The organism is Streptomyces sp. NPDC088817, from assembly GCF_044750345.1.
Classification (GTDB): domain Bacteria; phylum Actinomycetota; class Actinomycetes; order Streptomycetales; family Streptomycetaceae; genus Streptomyces.
The window spans coordinates 200,448-224,031 of sequence record NZ_JBIVJN010000009.1 but is presented as its reverse complement, the minus strand read 5'-3'; the positions used below and the strand labels follow the sequence as shown (position 1 = coordinate 224,031).

The 23,584-nt window shown below is 72.3% G+C and carries 20 protein-coding genes and 1 pseudogene; 9 read left to right on the top strand and 12 right to left on the bottom strand.

What is annotated here, in order from left to right:
• The first annotated feature begins 334 nt into the window (after positions 1 to 334).
• Positions 335 to 2,269: a DUF1996 domain-containing protein gene (locus ACIP4X_RS19280; protein WP_391455389.1), complete on the top strand. Its 1,935-nt coding sequence runs from the start codon at positions 335 to 337 to the stop codon at positions 2,267 to 2,269.
• An 82-nt stretch (positions 2,270 to 2,351) separates the two neighbouring features.
• Here the strand turns inward: ACIP4X_RS19280 and ACIP4X_RS19275 are convergent, their stop codons facing one another.
• Positions 2,352 to 2,513 (bottom strand): hypothetical protein, encoded by a 162-nt coding sequence (locus tag ACIP4X_RS19275; protein WP_391455392.1) that lies wholly within the window; start codon positions 2,511 to 2,513, stop codon positions 2,352 to 2,354.
• Positions 2,514 to 2,659: 146 nt separating this feature from the next.
• Complete coding sequence (locus tag ACIP4X_RS19270; protein ID WP_358732377.1) at positions 2,660 to 3,499, bottom strand: ATP-binding cassette domain-containing protein; 840 nt, start codon at positions 3,497 to 3,499, stop codon at positions 2,660 to 2,662.
• Between the two features lie 263 nt (positions 3,500 to 3,762).
• On the opposite strand from ACIP4X_RS19270, the gene ACIP4X_RS19265 reads away from it, so the two are divergent.
• Positions 3,763 to 4,218: an ATP-binding protein gene (locus ACIP4X_RS19265; protein ID WP_391455395.1), complete on the top strand. Its 456-nt coding sequence runs from the start codon at positions 3,763 to 3,765 to the stop codon at positions 4,216 to 4,218.
• 33 nt (positions 4,219 to 4,251) lie between these two features.
• Here ACIP4X_RS19265 and ACIP4X_RS19260 read toward each other — a convergent pair whose 3' ends face one another.
• Positions 4,252 to 4,983, bottom strand: coding sequence for a L,D-transpeptidase family protein (locus ACIP4X_RS19260; protein WP_358732375.1), 732 nt, complete (start codon positions 4,981 to 4,983; stop codon positions 4,252 to 4,254).
• Positions 4,984 to 5,118: 135 nt separating this feature from the next.
• Here ACIP4X_RS19260 and ACIP4X_RS19255 point away from each other — a divergent pair, with 135 nt between their 5' ends.
• Positions 5,119 to 5,331: a hypothetical protein gene (locus ACIP4X_RS19255; protein WP_234375816.1), complete on the top strand. Its 213-nt coding sequence runs from the start codon at positions 5,119 to 5,121 to the stop codon at positions 5,329 to 5,331.
• Positions 5,332 to 5,594: 263 nt separating this feature from the next.
• Positions 5,595 to 6,881 (top strand): FAD-dependent oxidoreductase, encoded by a 1,287-nt coding sequence (locus ACIP4X_RS19250; protein ID WP_358732373.1) that lies wholly within the window; start codon positions 5,595 to 5,597, stop codon positions 6,879 to 6,881.
• A gap of 96 nt (positions 6,882 to 6,977) precedes the next feature.
• On the opposite strand, the gene ACIP4X_RS19245 is transcribed toward ACIP4X_RS19250, so the two are convergent.
• Positions 6,978 to 8,129 carry a S1 family peptidase gene (locus ACIP4X_RS19245; protein WP_358732371.1) on the bottom strand — a complete coding sequence of 384 codons (1,152 nt, stop codon included), beginning with the start codon at positions 8,127 to 8,129 and terminating at the stop codon, positions 6,978 to 6,980.
• 230 nt (positions 8,130 to 8,359) lie between these two features.
• Between ACIP4X_RS19245 and ACIP4X_RS19240 the strand changes: the two genes are divergently transcribed.
• Entirely contained in the window at positions 8,360 to 8,929 is a 570-nt protein-coding gene (locus tag ACIP4X_RS19240; protein ID WP_358732369.1) for a TetR/AcrR family transcriptional regulator, read from the top strand.
• Positions 8,930 to 9,395: 466 nt separating this feature from the next.
• Positions 9,396 to 12,185, top strand: coding sequence for a SpoIIE family protein phosphatase (locus ACIP4X_RS19235; RefSeq protein WP_391455399.1), 2,790 nt, complete (start codon positions 9,396 to 9,398; stop codon positions 12,183 to 12,185).
• Between the two features lie 115 nt (positions 12,186 to 12,300).
• Here the strand turns inward: ACIP4X_RS19235 and ACIP4X_RS19230 are convergent, their stop codons facing one another.
• From ACIP4X_RS19230 to mdlC, 3 genes are all read right to left on the bottom strand, one after another.
• Complete coding sequence (locus tag ACIP4X_RS19230; RefSeq protein ID WP_401349558.1) at positions 12,301 to 13,551, bottom strand: MFS transporter; 1,251 nt, start codon at positions 13,549 to 13,551, stop codon at positions 12,301 to 12,303.
• Positions 13,552 to 13,620: 69 nt separating this feature from the next.
• Positions 13,621 to 15,075: an aldehyde dehydrogenase family protein gene (locus ACIP4X_RS19225; protein ID WP_401349556.1), complete on the bottom strand. Its 1,455-nt coding sequence runs from the start codon at positions 15,073 to 15,075 to the stop codon at positions 13,621 to 13,623.
• Between the two features lie 42 nt (positions 15,076 to 15,117).
• On the bottom strand, positions 15,118 to 16,698 hold the full coding sequence (gene mdlC, locus ACIP4X_RS19220) for a benzoylformate decarboxylase (protein WP_358732361.1): 1,581 nt from the start codon (positions 16,696 to 16,698) through the stop codon (positions 15,118 to 15,120).
• A 94-nt stretch (positions 16,699 to 16,792) separates the two neighbouring features.
• Here mdlC and ACIP4X_RS19215 point away from each other — a divergent pair, with 94 nt between their 5' ends.
• The 3 genes from ACIP4X_RS19215 to ACIP4X_RS19205 all read left to right on the top strand — a co-directional run bounded on the left by ACIP4X_RS19215 (position 16,793) and on the right by ACIP4X_RS19205 (position 19,994).
• The gene (locus ACIP4X_RS19215; protein ID WP_358732359.1) at positions 16,793 to 17,728 is read left to right on the top strand and encodes a LysR family transcriptional regulator; all 936 of its coding nucleotides are present in this window, start codon (positions 16,793 to 16,795) and stop codon (positions 17,726 to 17,728) included.
• 221 nt (positions 17,729 to 17,949) lie between these two features.
• Positions 17,950 to 19,629: a cytochrome c oxidase subunit I gene (gene ctaD / locus ACIP4X_RS19210; protein WP_358732357.1), complete on the top strand. Its 1,680-nt coding sequence runs from the start codon at positions 17,950 to 17,952 to the stop codon at positions 19,627 to 19,629.
• On the top strand, positions 19,626 to 19,994 hold the full coding sequence (locus ACIP4X_RS19205) for a cytochrome C oxidase subunit I (RefSeq protein WP_358732355.1): 369 nt from the start codon (positions 19,626 to 19,628) through the stop codon (positions 19,992 to 19,994). The genes ctaD and ACIP4X_RS19205 overlap by 4 nt, the downstream gene beginning before the upstream one ends.
• Positions 19,995 to 20,112: 118 nt before the next feature.
• Here the strand turns inward: ACIP4X_RS19205 and ACIP4X_RS19200 are convergent, their stop codons facing one another.
• The 5 genes and pseudogenes from ACIP4X_RS19200 to ACIP4X_RS19180 form a co-directional block, all read right to left on the bottom strand.
• Positions 20,113 to 20,307 (bottom strand): antitoxin, encoded by a 195-nt coding sequence (locus ACIP4X_RS19200; RefSeq protein WP_358732354.1) that lies wholly within the window; start codon positions 20,305 to 20,307, stop codon positions 20,113 to 20,115.
• A 106-nt stretch (positions 20,308 to 20,413) separates the two neighbouring features.
• Positions 20,414 to 20,842, bottom strand: coding sequence for a hypothetical protein (locus tag ACIP4X_RS19195; RefSeq protein ID WP_358732352.1), 429 nt, complete (start codon positions 20,840 to 20,842; stop codon positions 20,414 to 20,416).
• Positions 20,843 to 20,950: 108 nt separating this feature from the next.
• Complete coding sequence (locus tag ACIP4X_RS19190) at positions 20,951 to 22,456, bottom strand: FAD-dependent monooxygenase (RefSeq protein ID WP_358732350.1); 1,506 nt, start codon at positions 22,454 to 22,456, stop codon at positions 20,951 to 20,953.
• A gap of 60 nt (positions 22,457 to 22,516) precedes the next feature.
• A complete protein-coding gene (locus ACIP4X_RS19185; protein ID WP_401349550.1) occupies positions 22,517 to 22,882 on the bottom strand; it encodes a DUF302 domain-containing protein in 366 nt (121 codons plus the stop codon).
• Between the two features lie 315 nt (positions 22,883 to 23,197).
• Positions 23,198 to 23,551, bottom strand: a pseudogene (locus ACIP4X_RS19180) (hypothetical protein); the annotation flags it as partial.
• Positions 23,552 to 23,584: the final 33 nt, after the last annotated feature.

Below are 23,584 nucleotides of genomic sequence, written 5' to 3'. Positions count from 1 at the left end.
GCGGGGAGATGCAGGTGCAAGGCCTGCCCGGCGCTCGTGGACGAGCCCCGCTCCCGACCGGGAGTGGGGCTTTCGTCATGCTCGCCGAACGGGCGTTCGCGCCATCTGCTGATCCATGACGCGCCGCGCCGCCGCTCGCGCGGGCCGCCACCGCTCGCCGCCCGGATCCGCGACGCGGGGGAAATCCGCGGGGCGTCTGAACATTCCCGGGCCGAACTCCGTATGGGACGGGGGGGAATCGCATTCCCGGCCGGCCACGACGCGTAGGAGAAGTTCGGTGAGACGCAACACGCGCAGACGACCCACGGGCCCACGGCGCGCCACCATCGGTGCGATGGCGCTCATCCTGGGCGGAGGCGGGCTGATGGTCGCCAACGTGTACGCCTCCGCCACCGAGGACACGTCGGCCGTGCAGTCGGTGGGGGACCGCAAGCAGAGCCCGGCGGCGGGAGGCGCCACGATCGACTGCCCGGACGTCGGCGCCCGGCTGACCGAGGTGCCTCAGGACGCGAAGGCGACCGTCGACGAGCAACTCGCGGTCCTGGACCAGCAGATCGCGAGCGCCTACCAGAAGATGCTGGACGCGGTGCGCGACGGGCGGATCGACGTCGACGCCGTGGACAAGGGGATCGTCGGTCCGCTCACGGAGGAGCGGACCGCGACGATCGGCGGCATCGCCGACGCGATCGGGCGTGCCGGGGAGCGGCCCGAGGGGCTCGACGACCTCGCGGCCTGCGCCCTGCGCACCTCCGACACCGAGGGCGGCGACGGGCAGACCGGTGAGGAGCAGGGCGGCCAGGACCAGAGCCGGCCGCAGGACGGGCAGCAGGAGCCGGAACAGGGCGCCGACGAGGGCCCGGCCGGCAACGGGCCCGTGGCCGCGGACTACGCGGACATCAACTCCGTGCAGCCCGACGCCGGCAAGCCCCGTGCGGGGGCGGACGCCTCACGCGGCAGCTTCGCCTCCAGCTGCGGAGTGAACAAGGGCGGCCTGTTCAACTCGGACAACGTGATCGTCGCCCCCGGCGTCACCAACGGCGCCCACCACTTCCACGACTACATCGGCAACCAGGGCAACAGCGCCTTCGCCAGTGACGAGGACCTGGCGAAGGCGGACACGAGCTGCGACGACAAGGGCGACAGGTCGACCTACTACTGGCCCGTGCTGCGCCTTCAGGACGGAACCCGGGAGCGGGACGCCGACGCCCCCGGCGGCGGGACCGAGGGCAACGCGGGCAGGATCGTGACGCCGAAGCAGGTCACGCTGTCCTTCGAGGGCAGCCTGCGCGGCAAGGTGACGGCGATGCCGCGCTTCCTGCGCATCATCACCGGTGACGCCAAGGCGTTCGTCAACGGCCCCGCCAACGCCAACGCCTCCTGGTCCTGCACCGGGTTCGAGGACCGGCAGCTGAAGGACAAGTACCCGCTGTGCCCCCAGGGCAGCGACGTGGTGCGCACCTTCAGGTTCCAGAGCTGCTGGGACGGCCGGAACGCCGACAGCGCCAACCACCGCACGCACGTGGCGTTCGCCGACGGCGACGGCAACTGCCCGGAGGGATTCCGGGCGATCCCGCAACTGGTGCAGCGCATCGTCTACGGCGTCGACGCCCCGAGCCTGAACGACGGGGGCGCGACCACTCCGCTGTTCGCCGTGGACTCCTTCCCCGAGCAGCTGCACAAGCCGGGCACGGACCACGGCGACTTCATCAACGTCTTCGACGAGGACCTGATGGGCCGGATGGTCGACTGCATCAACAGCGGCCGCACGTGCGGCGCCGGGGCCGACCAGGGCGCGCAGCCCGAGAAGCCGCAGCAGTCGGAGAAGCCGCAGGAGCCCCAGGAGAAGCCGGCGGAGACCTCGGGCGCACGGCCCGGAGGGGGCTCCGGCGCGGCGGGGAACGGCGGCAACGGCAACGGCGGCGCGGCCGGGGCCGGCAAGGGCGGCGCCGGGGCGGAGAAGCCCGCGGAGCCCACGGGCGGCGCGGTGGAACCCAAGGCCGACACCTCCCCGCAGGCCGGAACGGGTGCCACGGGTGCCGGGACCGGTGGCGAGGTGGGCACGCCCGCCTACACCCCGGCTCCCGGCGGAGACGGCCAGTCGGCGGCCGGCGCGCAGACCGCACCGCAGGCCCAGGCGCAGACCGAACCGCAGGCCGTCAGGGGCAGCCTGGCCGAGACCGGCGCCAAGCTGTGGCCCGCGGCCGCCGGTGCGGTGCTCGTGGCCGCGGGCGTCGTGCTGCTGCGCCGGATCAGGCGCAGCGCCGCCTGACGACGCCACGGACCGCGAAGGGGGCGGCGGGGACCGGACTACCGGCCCCCGCCGCCCCCTGCGGTGTCACCCGGCTTCGGCGTCATTCGGCGCGGGCGAGGCCTCTTCGGGCGTTGTTGTAGATGCGCATCAGGTGCTTGGCCACGGCGCACGGCATGGCGTGTGCATGACATTGGCGGCAGGTCTGCTTGTGGTGTTCATAGTCGGAATGCGCTTGCTGCAGGGCAGCGTCCGGAGACGGCATGGGGGATCCTTCGCACGGGGGGTCGGACGGCACGGGTACGTCCGAGGTGACTGGGAAAAAACCCGGAGCCAAAGTGGATCATGTTACTTCGGGTAGAGGGAAGCGGCGTCGGACCGCCGTGTGCGAAGGACCGGAGGGATCCCGACTCAAGCGCTCCCGGGGCTCCGCCGCCCGGAATAGGCCCACCAGCGGCCCTCGTGCCGGCTGACCTCGATGGGGCGGCCGAAGCACGTGGTCAGCCACGGCCCGGTCAGCACGTCCTCGACGGGTCCCTGCGCCAGGATCCGGCCCTCGCGCAGCAGCAGGGCGTGACTGACGGCGGGGGAGAGTTCCTCGAGGTGGTGGGTGACCGTCACGGTGGCGAGCCGTGGCCGTCCCTCCGCGAGCCGGTGCATGGCCTCGACCAGATCCTCGCGGGACGGCAGGTCCAGGGCGTTGAAGGGCTCGTCGAGGAGCAGCAGCGCGGGTTCGGCCATGAGGGCCCGGGCGATGAGGACGCGCGCCCGCTGCCCGCCCGAGCAGACTCCGTACGGCCGGTCGGCCAGCTCCTTGATGTCCAGCTCGGCCAGCAGTTCGCGGGCCCGCTGCCGTACCTCCTCGTCGTACATCCGCCACAGAGGCTGCACCGTGCCCGTGTGACCGGTCAGCACGACGGTGTGGGCGTCGAGTTCGGCGGGCACGCGCTGCGCGGTGGTGACGTGCCCGATGCGCGCGCGCAGTTCCCGCACGTCGACACGGCCGAGGAGTTCGCCGAGGACCTCGACGCTGCCGGTCGTGGGGTGCATCAGGGCGCCGAGCAGCCGCAGCAGCGTGGTCTTCCCGGCGCCGTTGGCGCCCAGCAGTGCCCAGTGCTCTCCCGCACGCACCGTCCAGTCGACGTCGTCGAGGATCACCTGTCCGGTCGTGTAGCGGCGGACGCCCACCTCGCGGAGGGCGACGACCGTCCCGTGCTCCCGTGTTGTCCGCTCCGCGGTGTCCTCGGCCATGCTGGGCTCCCCTCGACCGTCGAGGCCGTCGCTCGACCGGCACCACGAACGGTAGATGCATCCGGCACCTTGTCGCCGTGCTGTCCGGCTCGTGGACGCGGCGGGATCGCGGTGAGCGCGGTCGCCGCCGGGCTCGGCGCGCCGCGGTGGTGGGTCGCGGTGGTGGGTCGCACGTGTGACGAAGCAGACACGACGGCCGGAGGCGTGCCTGGCCGGAAGAGGGGTATGTGCACGCCGTGAACAGGGTGGTGAAGGCGGTTGGGATGGAATCCGTCCTCCTCGGCGGCGCGGAGTCGGCGCCGGATACCGGCGTGATACGCATGGCGGCGGCCCTCGACGGCGACGGCGCGTGCATCGCCGAGGCCCGCCATCTCGCGGCCGCGTTCCTGAGCCGGGCCAGGACCGGCCATGGACTGACGGTCTCGGACCGGGCCATGGACCTCACGCAGCTGGTGGTCAGCGAACTGGTCACCAACGCCCGCAAGTACGCTTCCGGCCCCATCCTGATGGACCTGCGGATCGTCGGGGACGCCGTGGACATCGCGGTCTGGGACAGCGATCCGGTGCTGCCCGTGGCACGGGCCGCCGATCCGGGGCGGGTGGGCCAGCACGGTCTGGAGATCGTGATGGCCGTGGTGGAGCGGTTCGAGGTGCGGCGCGAGCCGGTGGGCAAGCGTGTCGTCGTCCGCATGGCGCTGCTCGACGTCGCACGGCCGTGAGACGGCCGCGGCCGGCAGCCGCGCAGGGCGGCGTCAGGCCCGGAGTTCCGCCTTGTCGCCCATGACCACCACCGGGTGCTGACCCGGGTCGAGGGACCGCAGCAGGTAACGCATCGCCGGCTCGGACAGGGTCACGCACGCGGAGGTGCCGCTGCCGTGGTCCATGTGCAGCCAGATGCTGCCACCCCTCGACTGCCCCTCCGGGCGGGCGGGGTCGTTGGGCGGTGTGCCCTTGACGCGGTTGAAGTCGATGGCGATGACGTAGTCGAAGTCGTGCCAGGTGTTCTTCGTCCACGACCGGGGAGCCTGGAAGGCGGCGGACCGGGTGTAGGGCAGCTTCGCCCCGGGGTTCTCGAGCACGCCGCCGGCGTCGCTCAGCGTGAACACCCCCACAGGGGTGCGCTGGTCGCCCTCGTGATGGTCCGTCGTCCAGCCCTTCCTGCCGTTGTGGGCCGGCCAGGAACCCGCCCGCTCCCAGTGCGTGCTGTGCTGGGTGAAGAACTCGACCGTCGCGTCGGGGGAGTCGGGCCCCGCTCCGTAGACGGCGACCACCTGGCGGGACCCGGACGGTACCCGATGCCACAAGCGGTCGCCGATGCCCGGCACCCGGCTCGGAAGGGCCCCGCGGCCCGGCGTGTGCGCCGCCGGCCCGCCGTGGCCGGCCGGGCGCCGGTGGCCCGTACCGCCGCAGGCCGTCAGCGACATCGCCAGCGCCCCACCGACGGCCACCACGGCCGCTGTCCGCAGCGCTCCGCTTTTTCGCATGCGCCCCATGATGGCACCACCCAGGGCGCGTTTTTCACCTGAATGGACGTCCGTGGCTGCGTGCAGATGGCCCACCCGGTGTCTCCTTGAGTGAGAGAGGCGTCCATCGAGGGAGTGGAGCCGATCATGTATGAGATGTGTGCAGGAGCAGAGAAGCCCGGTGGGGCTCTGGTCTGGCACGTCATGGCCAAGCACACGACCACCACCCTGTGCGGACAGAAACTGGGTCAGCACGTCGACGGCGCGAGCGCGCAGCGGGCCGGACACTGTTCCACCTGCATGGCGCTGTTCGGGAAGCTGATGACCGCACCACCAGCGGTCGGCTCTCCCGCCGCCACGGACCACTAGGTCCTGGCACCCGGCTCCCGTCCTCCGCCGCGAGGACGGGAGCCGGGTGTTCGTGCTCCTTCCCTGTGGGACGCGCGGGCGCGGCCGGTCAACACTCGGGACAATTTTTGGCAACGTGTCCCCATATCGCATTCCGGCGGCGGTCGGTGGGTAACACTGAGCGGCGGAGGGGGGAGACGTGCGGCGGCACTTGGCCGGCGCGCACATCCCGGAGTGTCACGCCCGCCTTGGGGAAGGCGGCGAGGGGACCAGCGGGGGGATGCATGACGCAGTCGCTTCCGGGGCCGTGGCCTGCACGCGGGGGAGCACGGCCGGGGCGCCCGGCGCTTCCGGTCGTCGTGGTCGGCGCCGGGCCGTACGGGCTGTCGGTCGCCGCGCACCTTCGCGGGGCGGGAATCCCGGTACGGGTCTTCGGTGAGGTCATGGGCAGTTGGCGGCACGCCATGGCGACCGGGATGTTCCTGAAGTCGACGCCGGACGCCGTGGACCTGTCGGCGCCGGAGCCGGGCGGGCGGCTGGCGGACTTCCTCCAGGTGCACGGCGAGCCGGAGCTGACCGAACTGACGCCCATCCCGTGCGAGGTGTTCGTACGGTACGGCCAGTGGTTCCAGAAGCAGTACGTCGGCGAGGTGGAGTCGGCCCGGGTCGCGGCGGTCGAGCCGGGCACATCCGGCGCGGGGTTCGCCGTACGGCTGGACGACGGCCAGGAACTCGCGGCCGCCGCCGTGGTCGTGGCCACCGGCCTGAACGGACTGGCCCACATACCAGGCGAGTTGCGCGGCCTCGCGCCCGAAGGGCCGGGGCCCGGCGCGCCGGTGTCGCACACCAGCCAGCACACCGACCTGTCCCGGTACGCCGGCCTCCGGGTCGCCGTGGTCGGCGGGGGACAGTCCGCCCTGGAGAGCGCCGCGCTGCTCCACGAGTCCGGTGCCCGGGCGCACGTGCTGGTACGGGAGAACGGGGTGCTGTGGGGGACGGCCCCGGAGCAGGCCCGGTCCTGGACGCGGCGGATCGGCAGGCCCGCCTCGCCCCTGGGCACGGGCTGGATCCTGGCCGCGGTCTGCCGGGCTCCCGGCGGGGTGCGGCATCTGCCGGCCGCGGCCCGGCTGCTGCTGTTCCGGCGCGCGTTGCGGCCGTCGGGCGGATGGTGGCTGCGGGACCGGGTCGAGGGCGTGGTGCCGGTGCGCACCTCGTGCCGGGTCGTACGGGCCGGGACCGACGGGTCCGTCGTGCGGCTGGAGGTGGCCGGGCCGGGTGGCGTGGCGGAGGCGCTCGACGTCGACCATGTGCTGGCCGCCACCGGTTACCGTCTGGACCTGGACGCCGTTCCGTTCCTGTCGCCGGCGGTGCGCCGTGCGCTCAGGCAGGTGCCGGGTTCGAGCGCACCGCGGCTGAGCCCGGGGTTCGAGTCGTCGGTGCCGGGTCTGTACTTCACCGGGTCGCTCGCCGCCCCGATGTTCGGGCCGATGATGCGCTTCGTCGCGGGGACCGGGTACGCGGCGGCCCGGGTCGCCCGGGACAGGCTCCGCAAGGCGGCCGGCACCGGTTGACCGCGCGAGCCGTCACTCGGCTGCGTGCGCGTTCCGTCGTCTCACCGTGAAGGGGGCCCCGGCCGAGCCTTGCCGGAGCCCCCTGGTCGGTGCGGGTCAGGCGGTGTGCAGGGTCAGTCCGTAGCGGTTGAGGATCTCGTTGACCGGCTGGAACCAGGTCTCGCCGCCGCTGGAGCAGTTGCCCCAGCCTCCGGAGGTGACGCCCTGGGCCTGGTCACCGCTGATGAAGGAGCCGCCGGAGTCGCCCGGTTCGGCGCACACACTGGTCTTCGTCAGCTCGTGCACGGCGCCCTGGCTGTAGTTGACGGTCTCGTTGCGCGCCAGCACGGTGCCGCAGTGCCAGTGCGTCGTCGAGCCGGAGCGGCAGATCGAGGCGCCGACGGGAGCCACGGCGGAGCCGCGCACCAGCTGGTCCGGGACGGTGCCCCAGCCGAGGACGACCGGGACCGTCCACCAGCCGCTGCCGACGCTGACCCAGGCGTAGTCGTTGTCGGGGAACGAGGATCCCTGGAAGTTGCCGATGTACGAGCCGTCCCAGCCGCTCACCCCTGCGCCGGCCTGGGCGCAGTGTCCGGCGGTCACGAAGCCGCCGTACACCGAGAAGCCGATGGAGCAGCGGACGTTGCCGGTGTAGTAGGGGTCGCCGCCGACCGTGCCCGCGGCGAAGGTCTGCGGCGCCGCGGAGACCGTGCGGACGGTGACGGGGCCGGCCGCGCGGGCCTTGGAGAGGAAGCGTTGGACATCGTTGTCGGAGCGCGCGGCGCCGACGACGTCCACGACCAGCGTGTTGGCCTTCGGGTCCACCCGCCAGCCGCTCACACCCTGCGGGGCGGTCGTGCTGTCGAGGCGGGCCTTGGCCGTGTCGAGCTGCCGTGCGCTGTGCTGGACGGTGCGGACCTCGGCACCGGCGGTCCGGACGGCGCGCAGGGTCGAGTCGGAGGCGTCGGAGGTGACGGCCACGGTGAGGCGGCCGCTCTCGCTGTCGAACCACGAGCCGCCGAAGGCGGAGCCGGCGGCCGCGCGGGCCTTCGGTTCCACGGCCGTGGCCGTGCGTTCCGCTGCCAGGCGCGCCTCGGCCTGTTGCGGGGAGAGTCCCAGGTCACGCTGCATCGCCTGGAGCAGGCCGGGGGAGGCGGAGGGTGCGGCGGCGGGGGTCGCCGCTCCGGCCGGGGTGGCGCCCGCCATGGCCCAGCTGCCGAGCAGGACGAGCGCGGCAACGGCCACGCGGTGGAGTTTGGTGCGTCTCACAGGGGTGCCCTTCGTCGTTCCAACGAGGTGGGGGTGGAACACGGGGTGGAACTACCGCGACCTGAGAGCGCTCTCAACCGGGTCGGGGAGCAGCTTAGCGGGACTGACTGAACAGGTCCATGCCAATGCTGGTATTCACGCCGGACTCAGTGCCCTCCCGTTTGCCTAAGGGGCTTAGGCATATGTTCAATGACTTCAGGTTCTTGGTGGGCTCGGGTGGGAGGAGCGGCATGGCGCGTGCGGGGTTGACCACGGAACGCCTGGTCAGGGCGGGAGCGGAGCTGGCGGACGAGGTCGGCTTCGAGCATGTGACCGTCTCGGCGCTCGCCCGGCGGTTCGACGTCAAGGCCGCGAGCCTGTACTCGCACCTGAAGAGCTCCCAGGACCTCAAGACGCGGATCGCCCTGCTCGCCCTGGAGGAACTCGCGGAACGGGCCGCCGACGCGCTGGCCGGGCGGGCCGGGAAGGACGCCCTCGCCGCCTTCGCGAACGTCTACCGCGACTACGCCCGGGAGCACCCCGGCCGTTATGCGGCCGCGCGCCTGCGTCTTGACCCGGAGACCGCCGCGGCGAGCGCCGGGGGCAGGCACGCGCAGATGACCCGCGCGATCCTGCGCGGCTACGACCTGACCGAGCCGGACGAGACCCACGCCGTCCGGCTGCTCGGCAGCGTCTTCCACGGCTACGTCAGCCTCGAACTGGCCGGCGGCTTCGACCACAGCGCCCCGGCCCCCCAGGAAACGTGGACCTGGATCCTCGACCGCCTCGACACGATGCTGCGCACCTGGCCCGCGGCGTAGCACCCACGCGCCGGCCTCGGGCACAGCCCCGGCACGCCTTCGCCGACGTTGGCCCGGCGGGCCCGTTCGCCGCCGCACCGGCCGCACCCGGCCGCGGTGATCGCGCAGTCGGCCCGCGGCGTAGCGCCCAGGCGCCGGTCTCGGGCCCCGGCGTAGCGCCCACCGCTGGCGTCAGCCCCCGGTACGCCTCCGCCGGTGCCGGCCCGGCCGGCCGCACCCGGCCGCGGTGATCGCGCGGTTGGCCCGCGGGCGGCTACTTTCCGTGATTCTCCGTGGACGGCTCGCGGCCGGGCGCCGTCGGTCGACGCCGACTCGGCGGAAATTCTCCCCGCCGTCGGGGACAGCGCTTTCACCCGCCGGGAATTCCGCGATCCGAGGGTTCCTCGCACGGTCCGGACCCGCCCCTGCCGAACGATCAATCGTGAAAGCCGTGACGATACGGGAGGGCGGATGTTACAAATGCCGGATGGCAGACCGTTTTACCCGTCTTCGACGTATATCGCTGCGCTCGCTGCTGGGAAAGAGCCCGCGAAGCGTCGCCGGACAGGTGTTCGTTCTGCAGGTGGCGCTGGTGGCGCTGCTTGTGGCCTTCGCCGTCTTCTCCCTCGTCCTCCAGTCGCAGCGCGACATCAACGCCGAGGCCAAACGCCGCTCCGTGGCCGTGGCGCAGACCTTCGCGCACTCCCCGGGCGTCGTGAGCGCACTGCGGACGCCCTCCCCGTCGAAGGTGCTGCAACCCCTCACGGAGTCGGCGCGCAGGTCCGCGGGGGTCGACTTCATCGTCGTCATGGACACGAACGGCATCCGCTACACCCACCCCCTGCCGAGCCGCATCGGGCAGCGCTTCGTCGGCACCATCGGGCCGTCGCTGGCAGGCGACGTCTACACCGAGAGTGTCCACGGGCCGCTCGGCGAAGAGGTACAGGCCACCGTTCCCATCAGGGACGGCGGCCGCGTCGTGGCGCTGGTCTCCGCCGGTCTCCAGGTCAAGCACGTGACCAGCCAGGTGAACCGGCAGATCCCGATCATCCTGGGCGCCGGGGCGGCGGCGCTGGGCCTGGCCACCGGCGTGACGGCCCTGGTCGGCAGGCGGCTGCGGCGGCAGACCCACAGCCTCGCCCCGGACGAGATGACCCGCATGTACGACCACCACGACGCGGTACTGCACTCCGTGCGCGAAGGGGTGCTCATCCTCGGTGACGACGGGCGGCTGCTGCTGGCGAACGACGAGGCCAAGCGGCTGCTGGACCTGCCCTCGGACGCCGAGGGCCGGCAGGTGGCGCACCTCCCGACGCTGGAGCCCGAGACGGTCGCACTGCTCACCTCCGGCCGCACCGCCACCGACGAGGTGCACCTCGCCGGATCCCGCCTGCTGGCCGTCAACCAGCGGCCCACCCACCGCGACGGATGCGGACGGCGGACGGTCGTGACCCTGCGCGACTCCACCGAACTCCAGGCCATCTCCGGCCGCGCCCAGGTCGCCCGGGAACGGCTCGAACTGCTCTACGACGCCGGACTGGGCATCGGCACCACCCTCGACGTGGCCCGCACGGCCGACGAACTCGCCCAGGTCGCCGTCCCCCGCTTCGCCGACTACGTCTCCGTGGACCTCGCCGAGGGCGTGCTCCAGGGCGAGGAGCCCGCCAGTACCGCGACGGGCCTGCGCCGTATCGCCGTACGCGGTGTCCAGGACGACTCGCCGCTCTACGAGAAGGGCCGGCTGATCGACTTCCTGCCGTCCACGCCCCAGGCACGCAGCTACGGCACCGGCCACCTGGAACTGGTGACGGACCTGGCGTCGGCCCAGGGCTGGCACGCCCAGGACCCGGCACGCGCCGAGGCGATCGTCGACTACGGCATCCACTCGCTGATCTCGGCCCCGATCCAGGCCCGCGGTGTGGTCCTCGGCATGGCCAACTTCTGGCGCTGCAAGGAGCGCGGCCCGTTCGACGAGGAGGAGCTGTCCCTGGCCGAGGAACTGGTGGCCCGGGCCGCCGTCAGCATCGACAACGCCCGCCGCTACGCCCGCGAGCACGCCCTCGCGGTCACCCTGCAGCGCAGCCTGCTGCCGCGGGCCCTGCCCGAGCTGAGCGCGCTGGAGGTCGGCTACCGCTATCTGCCCGCCCAGTCGGGTGTCAGCGGTGACTGGTTCGACGTGATCCCGCTGCCCGGCGGACGGGTCGCCCTGGTCGTCGGGGACGTGGTCGGGCACGGTCTGCACGCGGCCGCCACCATGGGACGGCTGCGGACCGCGGTGCACAACTTCTCCACACTCGACCTGCCCCCCGACGAGTTGCTGAGCCACCTGGACGACCTCGTCGGCCGCATCGACCAGGACGAGGCCTCCACCGGCGCCGCCGCGGCCGTCGTCGGAGCCACCTGCCTGTACGCGATCTACGACCCCGTGACCCGCCGCTGCGCCATGGCGCGCGCCGGTCATCTCGCGCCCGCGCTGATCAGCCCGGACGGCGACGTCACCTTCCCGGACCTGCCGCACGGTCCGCCGCTCGGCCTGGGCGGCATGCCGTTCCGCACGGCCGAGCTGGAGCTCCCCGAGGGCACCCAGCTCGCCCTGTACACCGACGGGCTCGTCGAGGACCGCCGACGGGACCTCGACGTCGGCATGGAGATGCTGCGCCAGGCCTTGGCGGGCCACCCCCACCGCTCGCCGGAGCAGAGCTGCCAGGCCGTCCTCGATGCGCTGCTGCCCGCACGCCCCAAGGACGACGTCGCCCTGCTCATCGCCCGCACCCGGGCGCTGCCGTGCGACCGGGTCGCCGAGTGGGACGTGCCGCCCGACCCCGCCGCCGTCGCCCGGGTCCGCGTCGCTGCCGCCCGCACCCTCGACGAGTGGGGCCTGTCCGAGCTCGGCTTCAGCATGGAACTGGTGCTGAGCGAGCTCGTCACCAACGCCATCCGCTACGGAGGCGCGCCGATCCACGTCCGGCTGATCCGCGACCGCACGCTGATCTGTGAGGTGTCCGACGGCACCAGCACCTCGCCGCATCTGCGCTACGCGGCGACGACCGAGGAGGGCGGCCGGGGTCTGTTCCTGGTGTCGCAGATGACCGAGCACTGGGGCACCCGCTACTCCCCGCACGGAAAGGTGATCTGGGCGGAGCTCGCCCTGCCCGAGGGCGTCGGAGACCCGGGGACGGCCCTGTCCGGGGCGGTCGCGCAGGCCACCGACGGCTGGCCCGCCGCGCCACGCACACCGGTGCTCCCCGGCCAGGTGACGGGCGACCGCGCCGGGTGACGGATGATCCCGCGGCCATCGGCGCACAGCCGGTCGGCTGGGTCACCAGCGGCGACAGCACGGGCCCGCCCCCTGGTGGGCGGTCCCGTGCCGTCGCGAGAAAAGCGCGGCCGCGTCAGGCGGCGGCCCCGGCGGTCTCCACCTGCGGGGCGTGCCGCGGCAGGGTCAGCACGGCCAGGAAGCCGAGTACGGCGACCGCGGCGAAGAAGTAGAAGCCCCACGGATGGCCGATGCCCGCCGTGACCAGGGCCCCGGTGATCGTCGGACCGACGATCGAGCCGATCCGGCCGATGCCGGAGGCCGAGCCGAGGGCGGTCCCGCGCACCGCCGCCGGGTAGAAGTGCGTCACGTAGGCGTAGACGAGCACCATGGCCGAGAAGACGAACACGCCGGTGAGGAAGACGACGACGTTCAGCAGGATGTCGCTGCTCATCTTGACGCTCAGGCAGCCGAGCATGACCACGGACACCGCGAACCAGCCGAGTATGGTCCCCTTGATGCCGCGCCGGTCGGCCACGAAGCCGCCGACGACGAGGCCGACGACTCCGCCGACGTTGAGTATCAGGAGCTGGGTGACGGCCGTGGGGACGGGGTAGCCGGCGTCGTTCATGAGCTTGGGCAGCCAGGTGTTCAGGCCGTAGACCAGCAGCAGCCCCATGAACGAGGCGACCCAGATGCCGATGCCCGCGCGCAGGTAGACCGGCTTGAGCAGCTCGGTGAGCGGAACCCGCCGCGCTCCCGTCGCCTGCTTGGCCTGCGTGAACGCCTCCGACTCCGGCAGCCGGAACCACTGGATGCCGGCGACGAGGAGGCCGGCCACGCCGAGGACGTAGAACAGGATCTGCCAGTTGTCGGTCACCTGGAGGGCCAGCAGCGAGGTGATCACGGCACCGGTGTGGTAGCCGGTCATGGTCAGGGTGCTGGCCCGGGCGCGACGGCTGGCCGGCACGTGCTCGGCCATCATCGTGAGCGACACCGGCATGCAGGCGCCGAGGCCCAGACCGGCGATGAGCCGCAGGACGGCGAACATCGCCACGGACCCGGCCAGCGGCACCACGATGGTGAACACCGAGAACACGACCACCGAGGCGATGAGCAGCAGGCGGCGGCCCAGCCGGTCGGCCAGCGGGCCGACGCAGACGGCGCCGATGGCGACGCCGACGAGCGACAGCGTCGCGATCATGGTGGCGTCGCCCGCGGTCATGCCGAGGTGCCGGGTCTTGAGCAGGGTCGGGATGATGGCGCCGAGGACGACGAGGTCGTAGCCCTCGAGCATGACGGTGATCCAGCACAGGACCACGGTCCACGTGCCGCGCCCGGCGGTGCCGGACTGCGCGGTCGTCTGGGACGAGACGGCGGATGTCATTGCGGACGTTCCCCCCTGGGGACGGGAGCGGACGGGCGGGACGAGCGGGAAGAGCGGGGACGAGCGAGGTCAGAACGGGTAGTCGGCGATGTCGGGCCGGACGGTGACCCACTGGGTCTCGGTGAAGGCCTCGACGTTGGCGGCGGCACCGCCGAACCGGGACCCGGTGCCGGAGGACTTGACCCCGCCGAAGGGGGCGTTGGGTTCGTCGCTGACGGTCTGCTCGTTGATGTGGACCTTGCCGGAGTCGATCCGGTCGGCGAGCTTCATCGCCGTCCCCACGTCGCCGAGGATCCCCACGGACAGCCCGTACTCGCAGTCGTTGACGATCCGCGCGGCCTCCTCCGGCGTCGAGAAGCCGATGACGGGCGCGACGGGCCCGAAGATCTCCTCGCGCCAGGCCGGCATGTCGGTCGTCAGGCCGCTCAGCACCGTGGCCCGGTAGCCCGCGCCGACGATCTCGCCGCCCGCGGCGAGGGTCGCGCCCGCGGCGACGCTGTCGGTGACGATGCCGTGCACCCGCTCCAGCTGGCGCCGGTCGATGAGCGGGCCGAGCGCGACGTCCTCACGGGCCGGGTCGCCGACCGGCAGGGCCGCGGCCTTTTCGGCCAGCGCCGCGGTGTACTCCTCCAGGAGCGACTCGTGGACGATGTGGCGGCCGGTCGTCATGCAGATCTGGCCCTGGTGCAGATAGGAGCCGAACGCGCCCGCGGAGGCCGCCTTCCGCACGTCCGCCCCGGGCAGCACGACCAGCGCGTTGTTCCCGCCCAGCTCCAGGTGGGCCCGCTTGAGCAGGCGTCCGGCCTGTTCGCCGATCGCCCGCCCGACCGGGGTCGAGCCGGTGAAGGAGACCACCCGGACCTCGGGCGCCTCGACGACCGCCCGCCCGACCGAGCCGTCGCCCGGCAGCAGGTGCAGCACGCCGTCCGGCAGCCCCGCCTGCTCGAAGACACGCGCGATGACGACACCGCCGCTCACCGCCGTGCGCGGGTCCGGCTTGAGCAGCACCGCGTTGCCCAGGGCCAGCGCCGGCGCCACCGAGCGCAGGCCCAGGACGAGCGGGAAGTTGAAGGGCGCGATGACACTGACGACGCCCGCGGGACGGCGGCGCGAGAAGGACCAGCGGGCGTCCTCGGAGGTGAGTACCTCGCCCTGCGGGGCCGTCGGCAGGCCCGCGCACTCGAAGCACTCGCCCACGGCGAGCCGCGCCTCGAAGGCCGCCTTGGCCCGCACGGACCCGGCCTCGCGCACCAGCCAGTCCTCGATCTCGGCGGAGTGCTCGGCCAGCAGCTCGCCCGCCCGGCGCAGCACGGCGGCCCGCCGCCGCGGGGAGGCCGCCGCCCAGTCGCGCTGCGCCTCGGCCGCGCGGGCGGACGCACGCCGTACGTCCTCGGGGGTGGCCAGGCCCGCCGTCGCGAGCTGTTCGCCGGTCGCGGGCTCGACGACCGGCTGCTCGCCGGAGGCGTCCCTCCAGCCGTCGCTGAAGAACTTCTTGCCCCAGACGTCGCTGTCCAGGAATGCCATCGCGGTTCCTCTCCTCTTTCTCGGGGCGTTTCTCGGGGCGGATCAGGACGGGGTGGTGAGCGTGGTGTCCACCTGGAGCAGGCGCGGGTGGTCCGGGCGCTCGGCGAGGGCCGCCCGCAGCTCCTCGGCGTCGCCGACCTGCCGGGCCGGGACGCCGTATCCCTCGGCGATGCGGGTGAAGTCCAGACCGGGGATGTCCAGACCGGGGGCGTCCGGCACCCCCAGCAGGCCGCCGAACCAGCGCAGTGCCCCGTACGTGCCGTTCCGCAGCAGTACGACGGTCAGCGGCACGCGGTGCTGTGCGGCCGTCCACAGGGCGGTGATGCCGTAGTTGGCCGAGCCGTCCCCGATGACGCCCACCACCGGCCGGCCAGGCTGCCCCATGGCGACCCCGACCGCGCCGGGCAGCCCGAACCCGAGTCCGCCGGCCGCCGGGAAGTAGTAGGAGCCGGGCCGGCGCAGGTCCATCTGGCGCCACCAGGCGGAGTTCGTCGACGTCGACTCGACCACGTACGCGGTGTCCTCGGGCAGTTCGTCGCGCAGCGCGGCGAAGACCTGCTCCGGGTGCAGCCGGGAGCCGTCACCGGTCGGTGGCGTGGGCGCGGGCCGGAAGGCGCCGGCGGGAGCCGCGGGTTCGTCGAGCAGCTTCAGGAGCAGGCCGATGACGGCTCCCGGGTCGGCGACCAGTGCCTCGCCCATCGGTGCCCGCGCGGCGGCGGAGGCGTCCTCGGTCACCTGGATCAGCCGGGTCCCCTCGGGCAGGTACCGGCCGGGCAGGTGCTCGTGGTAGCGGAACACCGGCGCGCCGAGCACCAGGACCAGGTCGTGGCCCTCGAACGCCTCGCAGACCGGCGCGATCCCGGCGGGCAGCACCCCGCGGAACAGGGGGTGCCGGTTGGGGAAGGGCAGCCGGAACTGCGAGGGGGCCGCCCACACCGGGCCGCCCAGGCGCTCGGCCAGCCGGACGGCGTCGTCGAACAGCCCCGCCGAGTCGATGTCCCCGCCCAGCACCAGCGCGGGCCGCCGGGCGGAGGCGACCTGCTCGGCCAGCCGGCGGCCCTGCTCCCCATCGGGGACGGAAGCACGGGCGACCCGCCGGTCGAGGACGGCGAGGGCGTTGTCGCCGGCGTCGGCCGCCCAGTCGTCGTAGGGGACGGACAGGTACGTCGGGCGCCGCTGGAGCTCCGCCTCGAAGACGGCCTGGGCGAGGGCGCGCGGCACGTCCTGGGCGCACGCCGGCTCGGCCGCCCAGCCGACGAGCGGCCTCATCAGCGCCGGGGCGTCCACGTTGGAGAGGTTGGCCTCCGGACCGACGGCGGAGCGCACCTGCTGGCCGGCGACCATCACGAGCGGGGTGCGGGAGGCCACGGAGTTCGTCAGCGCGCCCATCGCGTTCCCGGAGCCCGAGGCCGCGTGCAGATTGACCAGGACGGGCCGTCCGGTCGCCTGCGCGTACCCGTCGGCCATGCCGACGACGGCACCCTCGTGCAGGCCGAGGACGTAGCGGAAGCTGTCGGGGAGCCCGGCGAGGAAGGGCAGCTCGTTGGAGCCGGGGTTGCCGAACACGGTGGTGAGGCCCTGGCGCTCCAGGAACTCGTGGCAGAGGCGGCGTACGGAAGGCACGGGTGTTCCTTTCGGAGTGACGCACGCCACGCTAGGCAAGCGCTGACATGAACACCAATAAATCTTTTACCTTCGCGATATAGAGTCCTTCGATATGAGGAACTTCGACCTCAACCTCGCCCGGGTATTCGTACTGCTGTACGAGACCGGCAGTGTCACGGTCACCGCCGACACGCTCCACGTCACCCAGCCCACCGTCAGCTACAGCCTGGGCAAGCTGCGCCGTCACTTCGGCGACGAGCTGTTCCGGCGCACGGGACGGGGGCTGACGCCGACCGCCGGCGCCCGTCGGCTGTACGAGCCGTTGCAGCGCGCCCTCGCCGACATCGACGGCACGGTCCGCCAGGCCGACGACTTCGACCCGCGGGCCATGTCCGGCCGCTTCACGGTGGCCCTGTCCGACCTGGGCGAGGTGACCCTGCTGCCGCGCCTGATGGCCGCAGCCCGCGAGCGGGCTCCCGGCGTGTCCTTCACCGTGCGGCCGCTGGACGTGGACGAGGCGGAGCACCAGCTGCGCCGCGGCGACATCGACGCGTTCGTGGCCACCCCCGTGCTGACCTCCCACCGGACCGTGCGGATCCCGCTGTTCCACGAGCGCTACGTCGGCATGGTCGCCGCCGGCCACCCCCGTGTGCGGGGCGAGTCGGTCACCCTGGCCGAGCTCGCGGCCGAGTCCCACGCCACCGTCTTCGGCCCCAGCGGGCACGTCGTCCCGCGTGCCGTGCTCGCCGCGCACGGACTGCTCGACCGGGTGGTGGTGGACGCCACCCGCTTCTCGATGCTGCCCTACCTGCTGGAGCAGACCGACCTGATCGCCATTGTCCCCGAGTACGTCGGCGAGGTCTTCGCGGCCTCCCACCAACTGCGCCTGGTGCGGCTTCCGTTCGACACCGAGCCGATCGAGGTGGCGCTGTACGCGCGGCACGAGTCCTCGCGCAGCCCGTCCCAGCGGTGGCTGGTGCGGTTCATGTCCGAGGTGCTGGGGGAGCGGGTGAGCCCGGCCCAACTGCCCCCGTCCGCCACCGGGTAGGCCCGCGCCGCACACCGGGCCGGCCGCGCCGCGCGCCCTGCCCGCCAGGAGCGTGAGGCGCGTAGGCCAACCGGGTGCAATCCGCCGGGCGTTACTCCGTCCAAGCGACGGCTGCCTCCGGTTCGGCGGCGTGAGGCGGAAGGATGGAGGGCGGGCCCTGCGGGAGAACCGCGTGGACCTTCGTGTACCCATCTCCCGAGAGAAAGCGTGTCACGGGCCGCATGACAGACGTCCAGCACACCACGCGGGAAACCGCCGCTCCCCGTCGTCACCTGCGGCCCGGTGCCGTGGTGGTGAACTGGGTGACGACGACCGACCACAAGACGATCGGCTCGCTGTATCTGATCACCTCCTTCACGTTCTTCCTGATCGGCGGCCTCATGGCGCTGCTGATGCGCGCCGAACTGGCCCGCCCGGGGCTGCAACTGCTGTCGAACGACCAGTTCAACCAGTTGTTCACGGTCCACGGCACGATCATGCTGCTGCTCTTCGCGACGCCGCTGTTCGCGGGCTTCACGAACTGGATCATGCCTCTGCAGATCGGCGCCCCGGACGTGGCCTTCCCGCGGCTGAACATGTTCGCCTACTGGCTGTACCTGTTCGGCGGCCTCATCGTGATCGCCGGTTTCCTCACCCCGCAGGGAGCGGCCGACTTCGGCTGGTTCGCCTACGCCCCGCTGAACGGCGTCGTCCACACACCGGGCCTGGGCGCGGACCTGTGGATCCTCGGCCTGGCCCTGTCCGGCTTCGGCACCATCCTCGGCGCGGTCAACTTCATCACCACCGTCATCTGCATGCGCGCCCCGGGCATGACCATGTTCCGCATGCCGATCTTCACCTGGAACGTGCTGCTCACCAGCGTCCTGGTGCTGCTGGCCTTCCCGGTCCTGGCGGCCGCGCTGCTCAGCCTGGAGGTGGACCGCAAGTGGGGCGCCCACGTCTTCGAGGCGGCCAACGGCGGTGCGCTGCTGTGGCAGCACCTGTTCTGGTTTTTCGGGCATCCGGAGGTGTACATCATCGCGCTGCCGTTCTTCGGCATCGTCACGGAGATCTTGCCGGTCTTCTCCCGCAAGCCGGTGTTCGGCTACATGGGCCTGATCGGCGCCACCATCTCGATCGCGGGCCTGTCGGTGACGGTGTGGGCGCACCACATGTTCGTCACCGGCGGTGTGCTGCTGCCGTTCTTCTCCTTCATGAGCTTCCTGATCGCGGTGCCCACCGGGGTGAAGTTCTTCAACTGGATCGGCACCATGTGGAAGGGGTCCCTGAGCTTCGAGACGCCGATGCTGTGGGCGACGGGCTTCCTGGTGACGTTCCTCTTCGGCGGTCTGACCGGCGTCCTGCTGGCCTCGCCGCCGCTGGACTTCCACGTCTCGGACTCGTACTTCGTGGTGGCCCACTTCCACTACGTCGTCTTCGGCACCGTGGTGTTCGCGATGTTCGCCGGATTCCACTTCTGGTGGCCGAAGTTCACCGGCAAGTTGCTCGACGAGCGCCTGGGGAAGATGACCTTCTGGACACTCTTCGTCGGCTTCCACACCACGTTCCTGGTACAGCACTGGCTGGGGGCGGAGGGCATGCCGCGCCGGTACGCCGACTACCTGGCGAGCGACGGCTTCACCACGCTCAACGAGATCTCCACCATCGGCTCGTTCCTGCTGGGGCTGTCGATGCTGCCGTTCCTCTACAACATCTGGAAGACGGCCAAGTACGGCGAGAAGGTCGACACCGACGACCCGTGGGGCTTCGGCCGCTCCCTGGAGTGGGCCACCTCGTGCCCGCCGCCGCGGCACAACTTCGTCACCCTGCCCGTGGTCCGCAGCGAGTCCCCGGCCTTCGACCTGCACCACCCGGAGGTCTCGGTCACGGACAAGCGGGAGAACCTGGGCCTGCCAGGATGACCGAGGCGGCGGAGCGCCCCGACGGGCAGCCGGGCGGGCCCACCGGACTGGTCGAGCAGGTCGAGGGCTATCTGCTGTGGCAGACCCGCGTCGCCGAGGCCGAGGAGCGGGCCCGGGCCTTCACCGAGCCCCTGCAGTGGCTGACCACGGCGCAGCGCGAGGAGATCGAGGAGCACTACGTCTCCGACTGCCTGCTGCGGGCCCGGGCGGACCTCCAGCGGGTCGCCGAACGGTGCCGGGCGCTGCGCGGCGAGTACGAACAGCGCTACCACCAGTTGCGGGCGCGGTGCCTCGCCTTCGTCCTCATCGCCCTCGCGGTGCTCGCCGGGGCGGCCGTCCTGGCCCTGGCCCTCACGCGGTCCTGAGACCGCCGATCCGTCCCGTCCCACGTGGGCCGAACGCGGCTCGGGCCGCCCTCCTCGCGGGGGCGGCCCGAACTCGTCGCACCGGCCCACGGGACCGGCGCCTGTGATCACGGGGGCGTCACTGCGGCGGCTGGTCCTGACCCGGGTCCGGCCGGCCGAGTTGCTCCTTGAGCTTGTCCTCACCGGTGTCGACCTGGCTCCGGTACTTTCCCTGGGTCCGCTCGTCGACGTAGTCACCGCCTTTGTCGATGCCCTTGCCGGCCTGCTCCTCGTGACCTTTCAGCAGTCCCTTGAGCTTGTCCAGCATGCTCATCGCATACTCCTTAACGCCGGGGTTCCTCCCAGCATGGCCGACGGCGCCAGGGGATGCATCCGCAGCCGGAAAAGCGGGGATCACCTGCGGAAACACCGGTCTTCCGTCAGGGCGCGCACAGGTTCTCGGCGGGCGGCACGCCGTCGAGCAGCCGGCGGCCGTCCCGCTCGGTGATGTGCCAGGCCGTGCACACGGAGTAGCCCTGTGCGGAGCGCAGCAGCAGGAAGTCGTGTCCGTCGCGGTGCTCCACCCCGACCCGCAACGCAGGGGGGTGCTCGCCCAGCCGGTCCAGGTAGTCGGCGGCGTAGTCGTCGGAGACGGTGTCCTCGTCGAACAGGGTCTGGAGGCCGTCCGCGTCCCGTTCCGCGGCCGCCTTCCGGGCCATGTCGGCCAGCGCCGCCGTGCTCGGCGCGCCGGGCGGGGCCTCTGTCGCGATCGAGTAGCACACGACGCCCAGCCAGGTGCCCAGACCGGCGATCAGCGCGATCACCGCGAGACGCGACTTGCTCGAACGCTTCGGGCGCCCTTCCGGCACTGCTCTTCCTCCCGACCTGCCCTGTGTAGGGGACCACTCTCCCATGGCGGAGCAGTGGTACGAGCACCAGGTCGGGGCGCAGCCGGCCCCACGAGGCCGAGAGCCCGGTCACGTCTCCCGCCGGCCGGGCTCACCCAGCCAGCGCGTCAGGGCCTCGCGTACCTCGTCCGGGCCGGGGTCCTCGGCCGCCCACGCGACATGACCGTCGGGCCTGACCAACAGGGTCGGGCGCAGACCGGCCGCCGGGGACGTGGTCACCAACCGCCCCGCCCACAGCGTGGAGACCGCGGCGACATCGCGGCCCACCAGCACGAACTTGCCGTCCCGCAGCGCCTCGTAGAGCCGCACCGGCGTCTGTGCGAGACGGAGATCGGGAACCCGGCGTCCGGTGAGCGGATGAGCGCCCCGGGGTGCGCGGTAGGCGATCCCGATGCCGGAGATGCCGCGTGACGCGCGCCCCTCCACCACGATCGACTGGTGCACGGCGGTGGCCAGCGCGACCCGCAACGCGCGGACCGGAGACGATCCGCTGGTGACGGCCGACAGCAGTGCGTGACTGACGCGCAGGACCCTTCGCCCCACCGGGTGGCGCTCCGCGTGGTAACTGTCCAGCAGCGCGTCATCGGCCCAGCCGTGCAGGACGGCTGCCAGTTTCCAGCCGAGGTTGGCGGCGTCCTGTATCCCGGTGTTCATGCCCATGCCGCCGGCGGGCGAGTGGACGTGCGCGGCGTCGCCCGCGAGGAACACCCTTCCCTGCCGGTAGTGGGGTACCTGCCGCTCGTCGCTGTGGAATCGGGAGAGCCAGCGCGCATCGTGCATCCCGAGGTCATCGCCGATCGTGCGCTTCGTGATGTCCCGGACCTCGTCCAGGGTGACCGGCGCGTCGTCGGGCATCTGCCGGTGCCGGTCCCAGGCGATGATCCGGTACCAGCCGTCCCCGAACGGCGCGAAGAACGTGAAACCGTCCTCGTTCGAGCTGAAGTTGAAAATGTCGTCGGGCGCGCGGGCGAGCAGCACGTCGGCCAGCATCACGGACCTGATGACCGACTTGCCGGGGAACGGCATGCCCAGGCTCTGCCGGACGGTGCTGCGCGCCCCGTCCGTACCGACGGCATAGCGGGCCCGGAGTGTGGCCGTGGTGCCGTCCGGATGGTGTACGTCCACGTCGACGCCCTGCGGGTCCTGCCGCAGCCCGGTGACCCGGGACCCTCGGAGGACGGTGGCTCCCGCTTCCTCGGTCCGGCGCAGCAGGGACCGCTCGACCTGCCACTGGGGGATGGTGAGGACGAAAGGGAAGCGCGTTCGCAGCCCGGAGAAGTCGATGCTGAGGCGGCCGAACGGATGCAGCGCCCTGGTCGGTGTGCCGATGCGGAGCAGTTCGTCGGCCATGCCCCGGGCGTCGAGTTGTTCCATGGTCCGCGCGTGGAGGGTGAAGGCGCGGCTCAGGTTGGACTCGTGATCGCGTCGCTCCAACAACGTGACATCGACTCCGGCCCTGGCGAGGTCGCCCGCGAGCAGGAGCCCGGTGGGACCGGCCCCGACCACCAGAACGTCCGCGTCCGGCGGTCCGTGTCGTTTCGGGGAGTCATTCGGTGGCGTGTCCGTTGTGTTCACGCCTTCGAGTGTCGGTCCCGTTCGAGGGCGCTGCACGGCGAGGCTCCCACCGTCGGTGCGTCAGCCTTCGAGTGCGGTCCGCACCAGATCGCCGACGCCCGACAGAGGGGTCATCAGCTCCGCCGGGACCTGGTAGCGGCGCCCCAGCTCGGCCGCGTCCTGGTAGGCGACCCGTACCTGGCCGTGGCCGTCGTCCCACACGAGGGCCTTGAGCGGGAGTTCGATCGCCAGGAGCGGTCGCGCCGTCATCGCCGGCGTCCCGCCCCGCGGATTGCCGAAGGCCAGCACCTGGGTGTCATTCATCGTCAGCCCGGCGCTCCGGGCCCCCGCACCGTGATCCACCACCGCGAACAGGGTCATCCCGCGGGCCTCGATGGCTCGCTTGAGCCGCTCCACGGTCTCGGCCACCGAGAACGGACTGGCCACGCTCAAGATGCCCGGTGCGCCTGCTTCGGAGGAGCCCGATCCCCGCTTCGTCACCGCATTCCTCCTCACGAGGCACGGGCCGATGCCCGCGGAACTGGCGCGCGGTCAACCCGCTGGCGGGGTCACACCGGGGCGAGGCCGAGTTGACGCAGCATGCCGAGTTGGTCGCTGCTTACCCAGTGGTGCGGGCGAAGGCCAACTCGCCGTCGGGCGCGTGCCCGCGGCGGCCCGTCCGCCGGCTGCGAAGTCCACGCGCCAACGGCATATCGGGACCGTACACCAGCCGTACGCGCCCAGCATGTCCACCACGGGCGGCTACGCGCCGCGGGCCCGGCCCTGGGCCCCGGGCGTCCAGTCGCCCGCCTTGTACAGGGCCCGCGAGGTGGTGATCAGTTCGCGCCGTTCCCGCGCGGACCCCACCATCGGCTGGGAGCCGTTGAGCGGCACCTGGGCGCTCTCCGGCAGGAACCTCACCGTCAAAAGGCCGAATCGCGCCGGCCAGCTCCCCTGCGCCTTGATCAGCAGGAACGCGGGGACCGCGAGGACGATCATCGCGGCGGCCGCGACCCCGTAGACCGGGCGCCGTCCGACGTGGTCGCTCAGCCGGCCGATGAAGGTGATCAGCAGCACGATCCACACCATGCCCATCAGCACCAGCATGGGAGCGGCTGCCCCGAAGGCCGCTCTTCACGCCTGCGAACA

Bases quoted from the DNA above. Each gene is read 5' to 3' on its own strand.
- ACIP4X_RS19270 (WP_358732377.1), bottom strand. From the start codon at position 3,499: ATGGCCGAGGACACCGCGGAGCGGACAACACGGGAGCACGGGACGGTC.
- ACIP4X_RS19255 (WP_234375816.1), top strand. From the start codon at position 5,119: ATGTGTGCAGGAGCAGAGAAGCCCGGTGGGGCTCTGGTCTGGCACGTC.
- ACIP4X_RS19225 (WP_401349556.1), bottom strand. From the start codon at position 15,075: ATGGCATTCCTGGACAGCGACGTCTGGGGCAAGAAGTTCTTCAGCGAC.
- ACIP4X_RS19265 (WP_391455395.1), top strand. From the start codon at position 3,763: ATGGAATCCGTCCTCCTCGGCGGCGCGGAGTCGGCGCCGGATACCGGC.
- ctaD (WP_358732357.1), top strand. From the start codon at position 17,950: ATGACAGACGTCCAGCACACCACGCGGGAAACCGCCGCTCCCCGTCGT.
- ACIP4X_RS19260 (WP_358732375.1), bottom strand. From the start codon at position 4,983: ATGCGAAAAAGCGGAGCGCTGCGGACAGCGGCCGTGGTGGCCGTCGGT.
- ACIP4X_RS19235 (WP_391455399.1), top strand. From the start codon at position 9,396: ATGGCAGACCGTTTTACCCGTCTTCGACGTATATCGCTGCGCTCGCTG.
- ACIP4X_RS19275 (WP_391455392.1), bottom strand. From the start codon at position 2,513: ATGCCGTCTCCGGACGCTGCCCTGCAGCAAGCGCATTCCGACTATGAA.
- ACIP4X_RS19230 (WP_401349558.1), bottom strand. From the start codon at position 13,551: ATGACATCCGCCGTCTCGTCCCAGACGACCGCGCAGTCCGGCACCGCC.
- ACIP4X_RS19250 (WP_358732373.1), top strand. From the start codon at position 5,595: ATGACGCAGTCGCTTCCGGGGCCGTGGCCTGCACGCGGGGGAGCACGG.
- ACIP4X_RS19280 (WP_391455389.1), top strand. From the start codon at position 335: ATGGCGCTCATCCTGGGCGGAGGCGGGCTGATGGTCGCCAACGTGTAC.
- ACIP4X_RS19240 (WP_358732369.1), top strand. From the start codon at position 8,360: ATGGCGCGTGCGGGGTTGACCACGGAACGCCTGGTCAGGGCGGGAGCG.
- ACIP4X_RS19215 (WP_358732359.1), top strand. From the start codon at position 16,793: ATGAGGAACTTCGACCTCAACCTCGCCCGGGTATTCGTACTGCTGTAC.
- ACIP4X_RS19205 (WP_358732355.1), top strand. From the start codon at position 19,626: ATGACCGAGGCGGCGGAGCGCCCCGACGGGCAGCCGGGCGGGCCCACC.
- ACIP4X_RS19200 (WP_358732354.1), bottom strand. From the start codon at position 20,307: ATGAGCATGCTGGACAAGCTCAAGGGACTGCTGAAAGGTCACGAGGAG.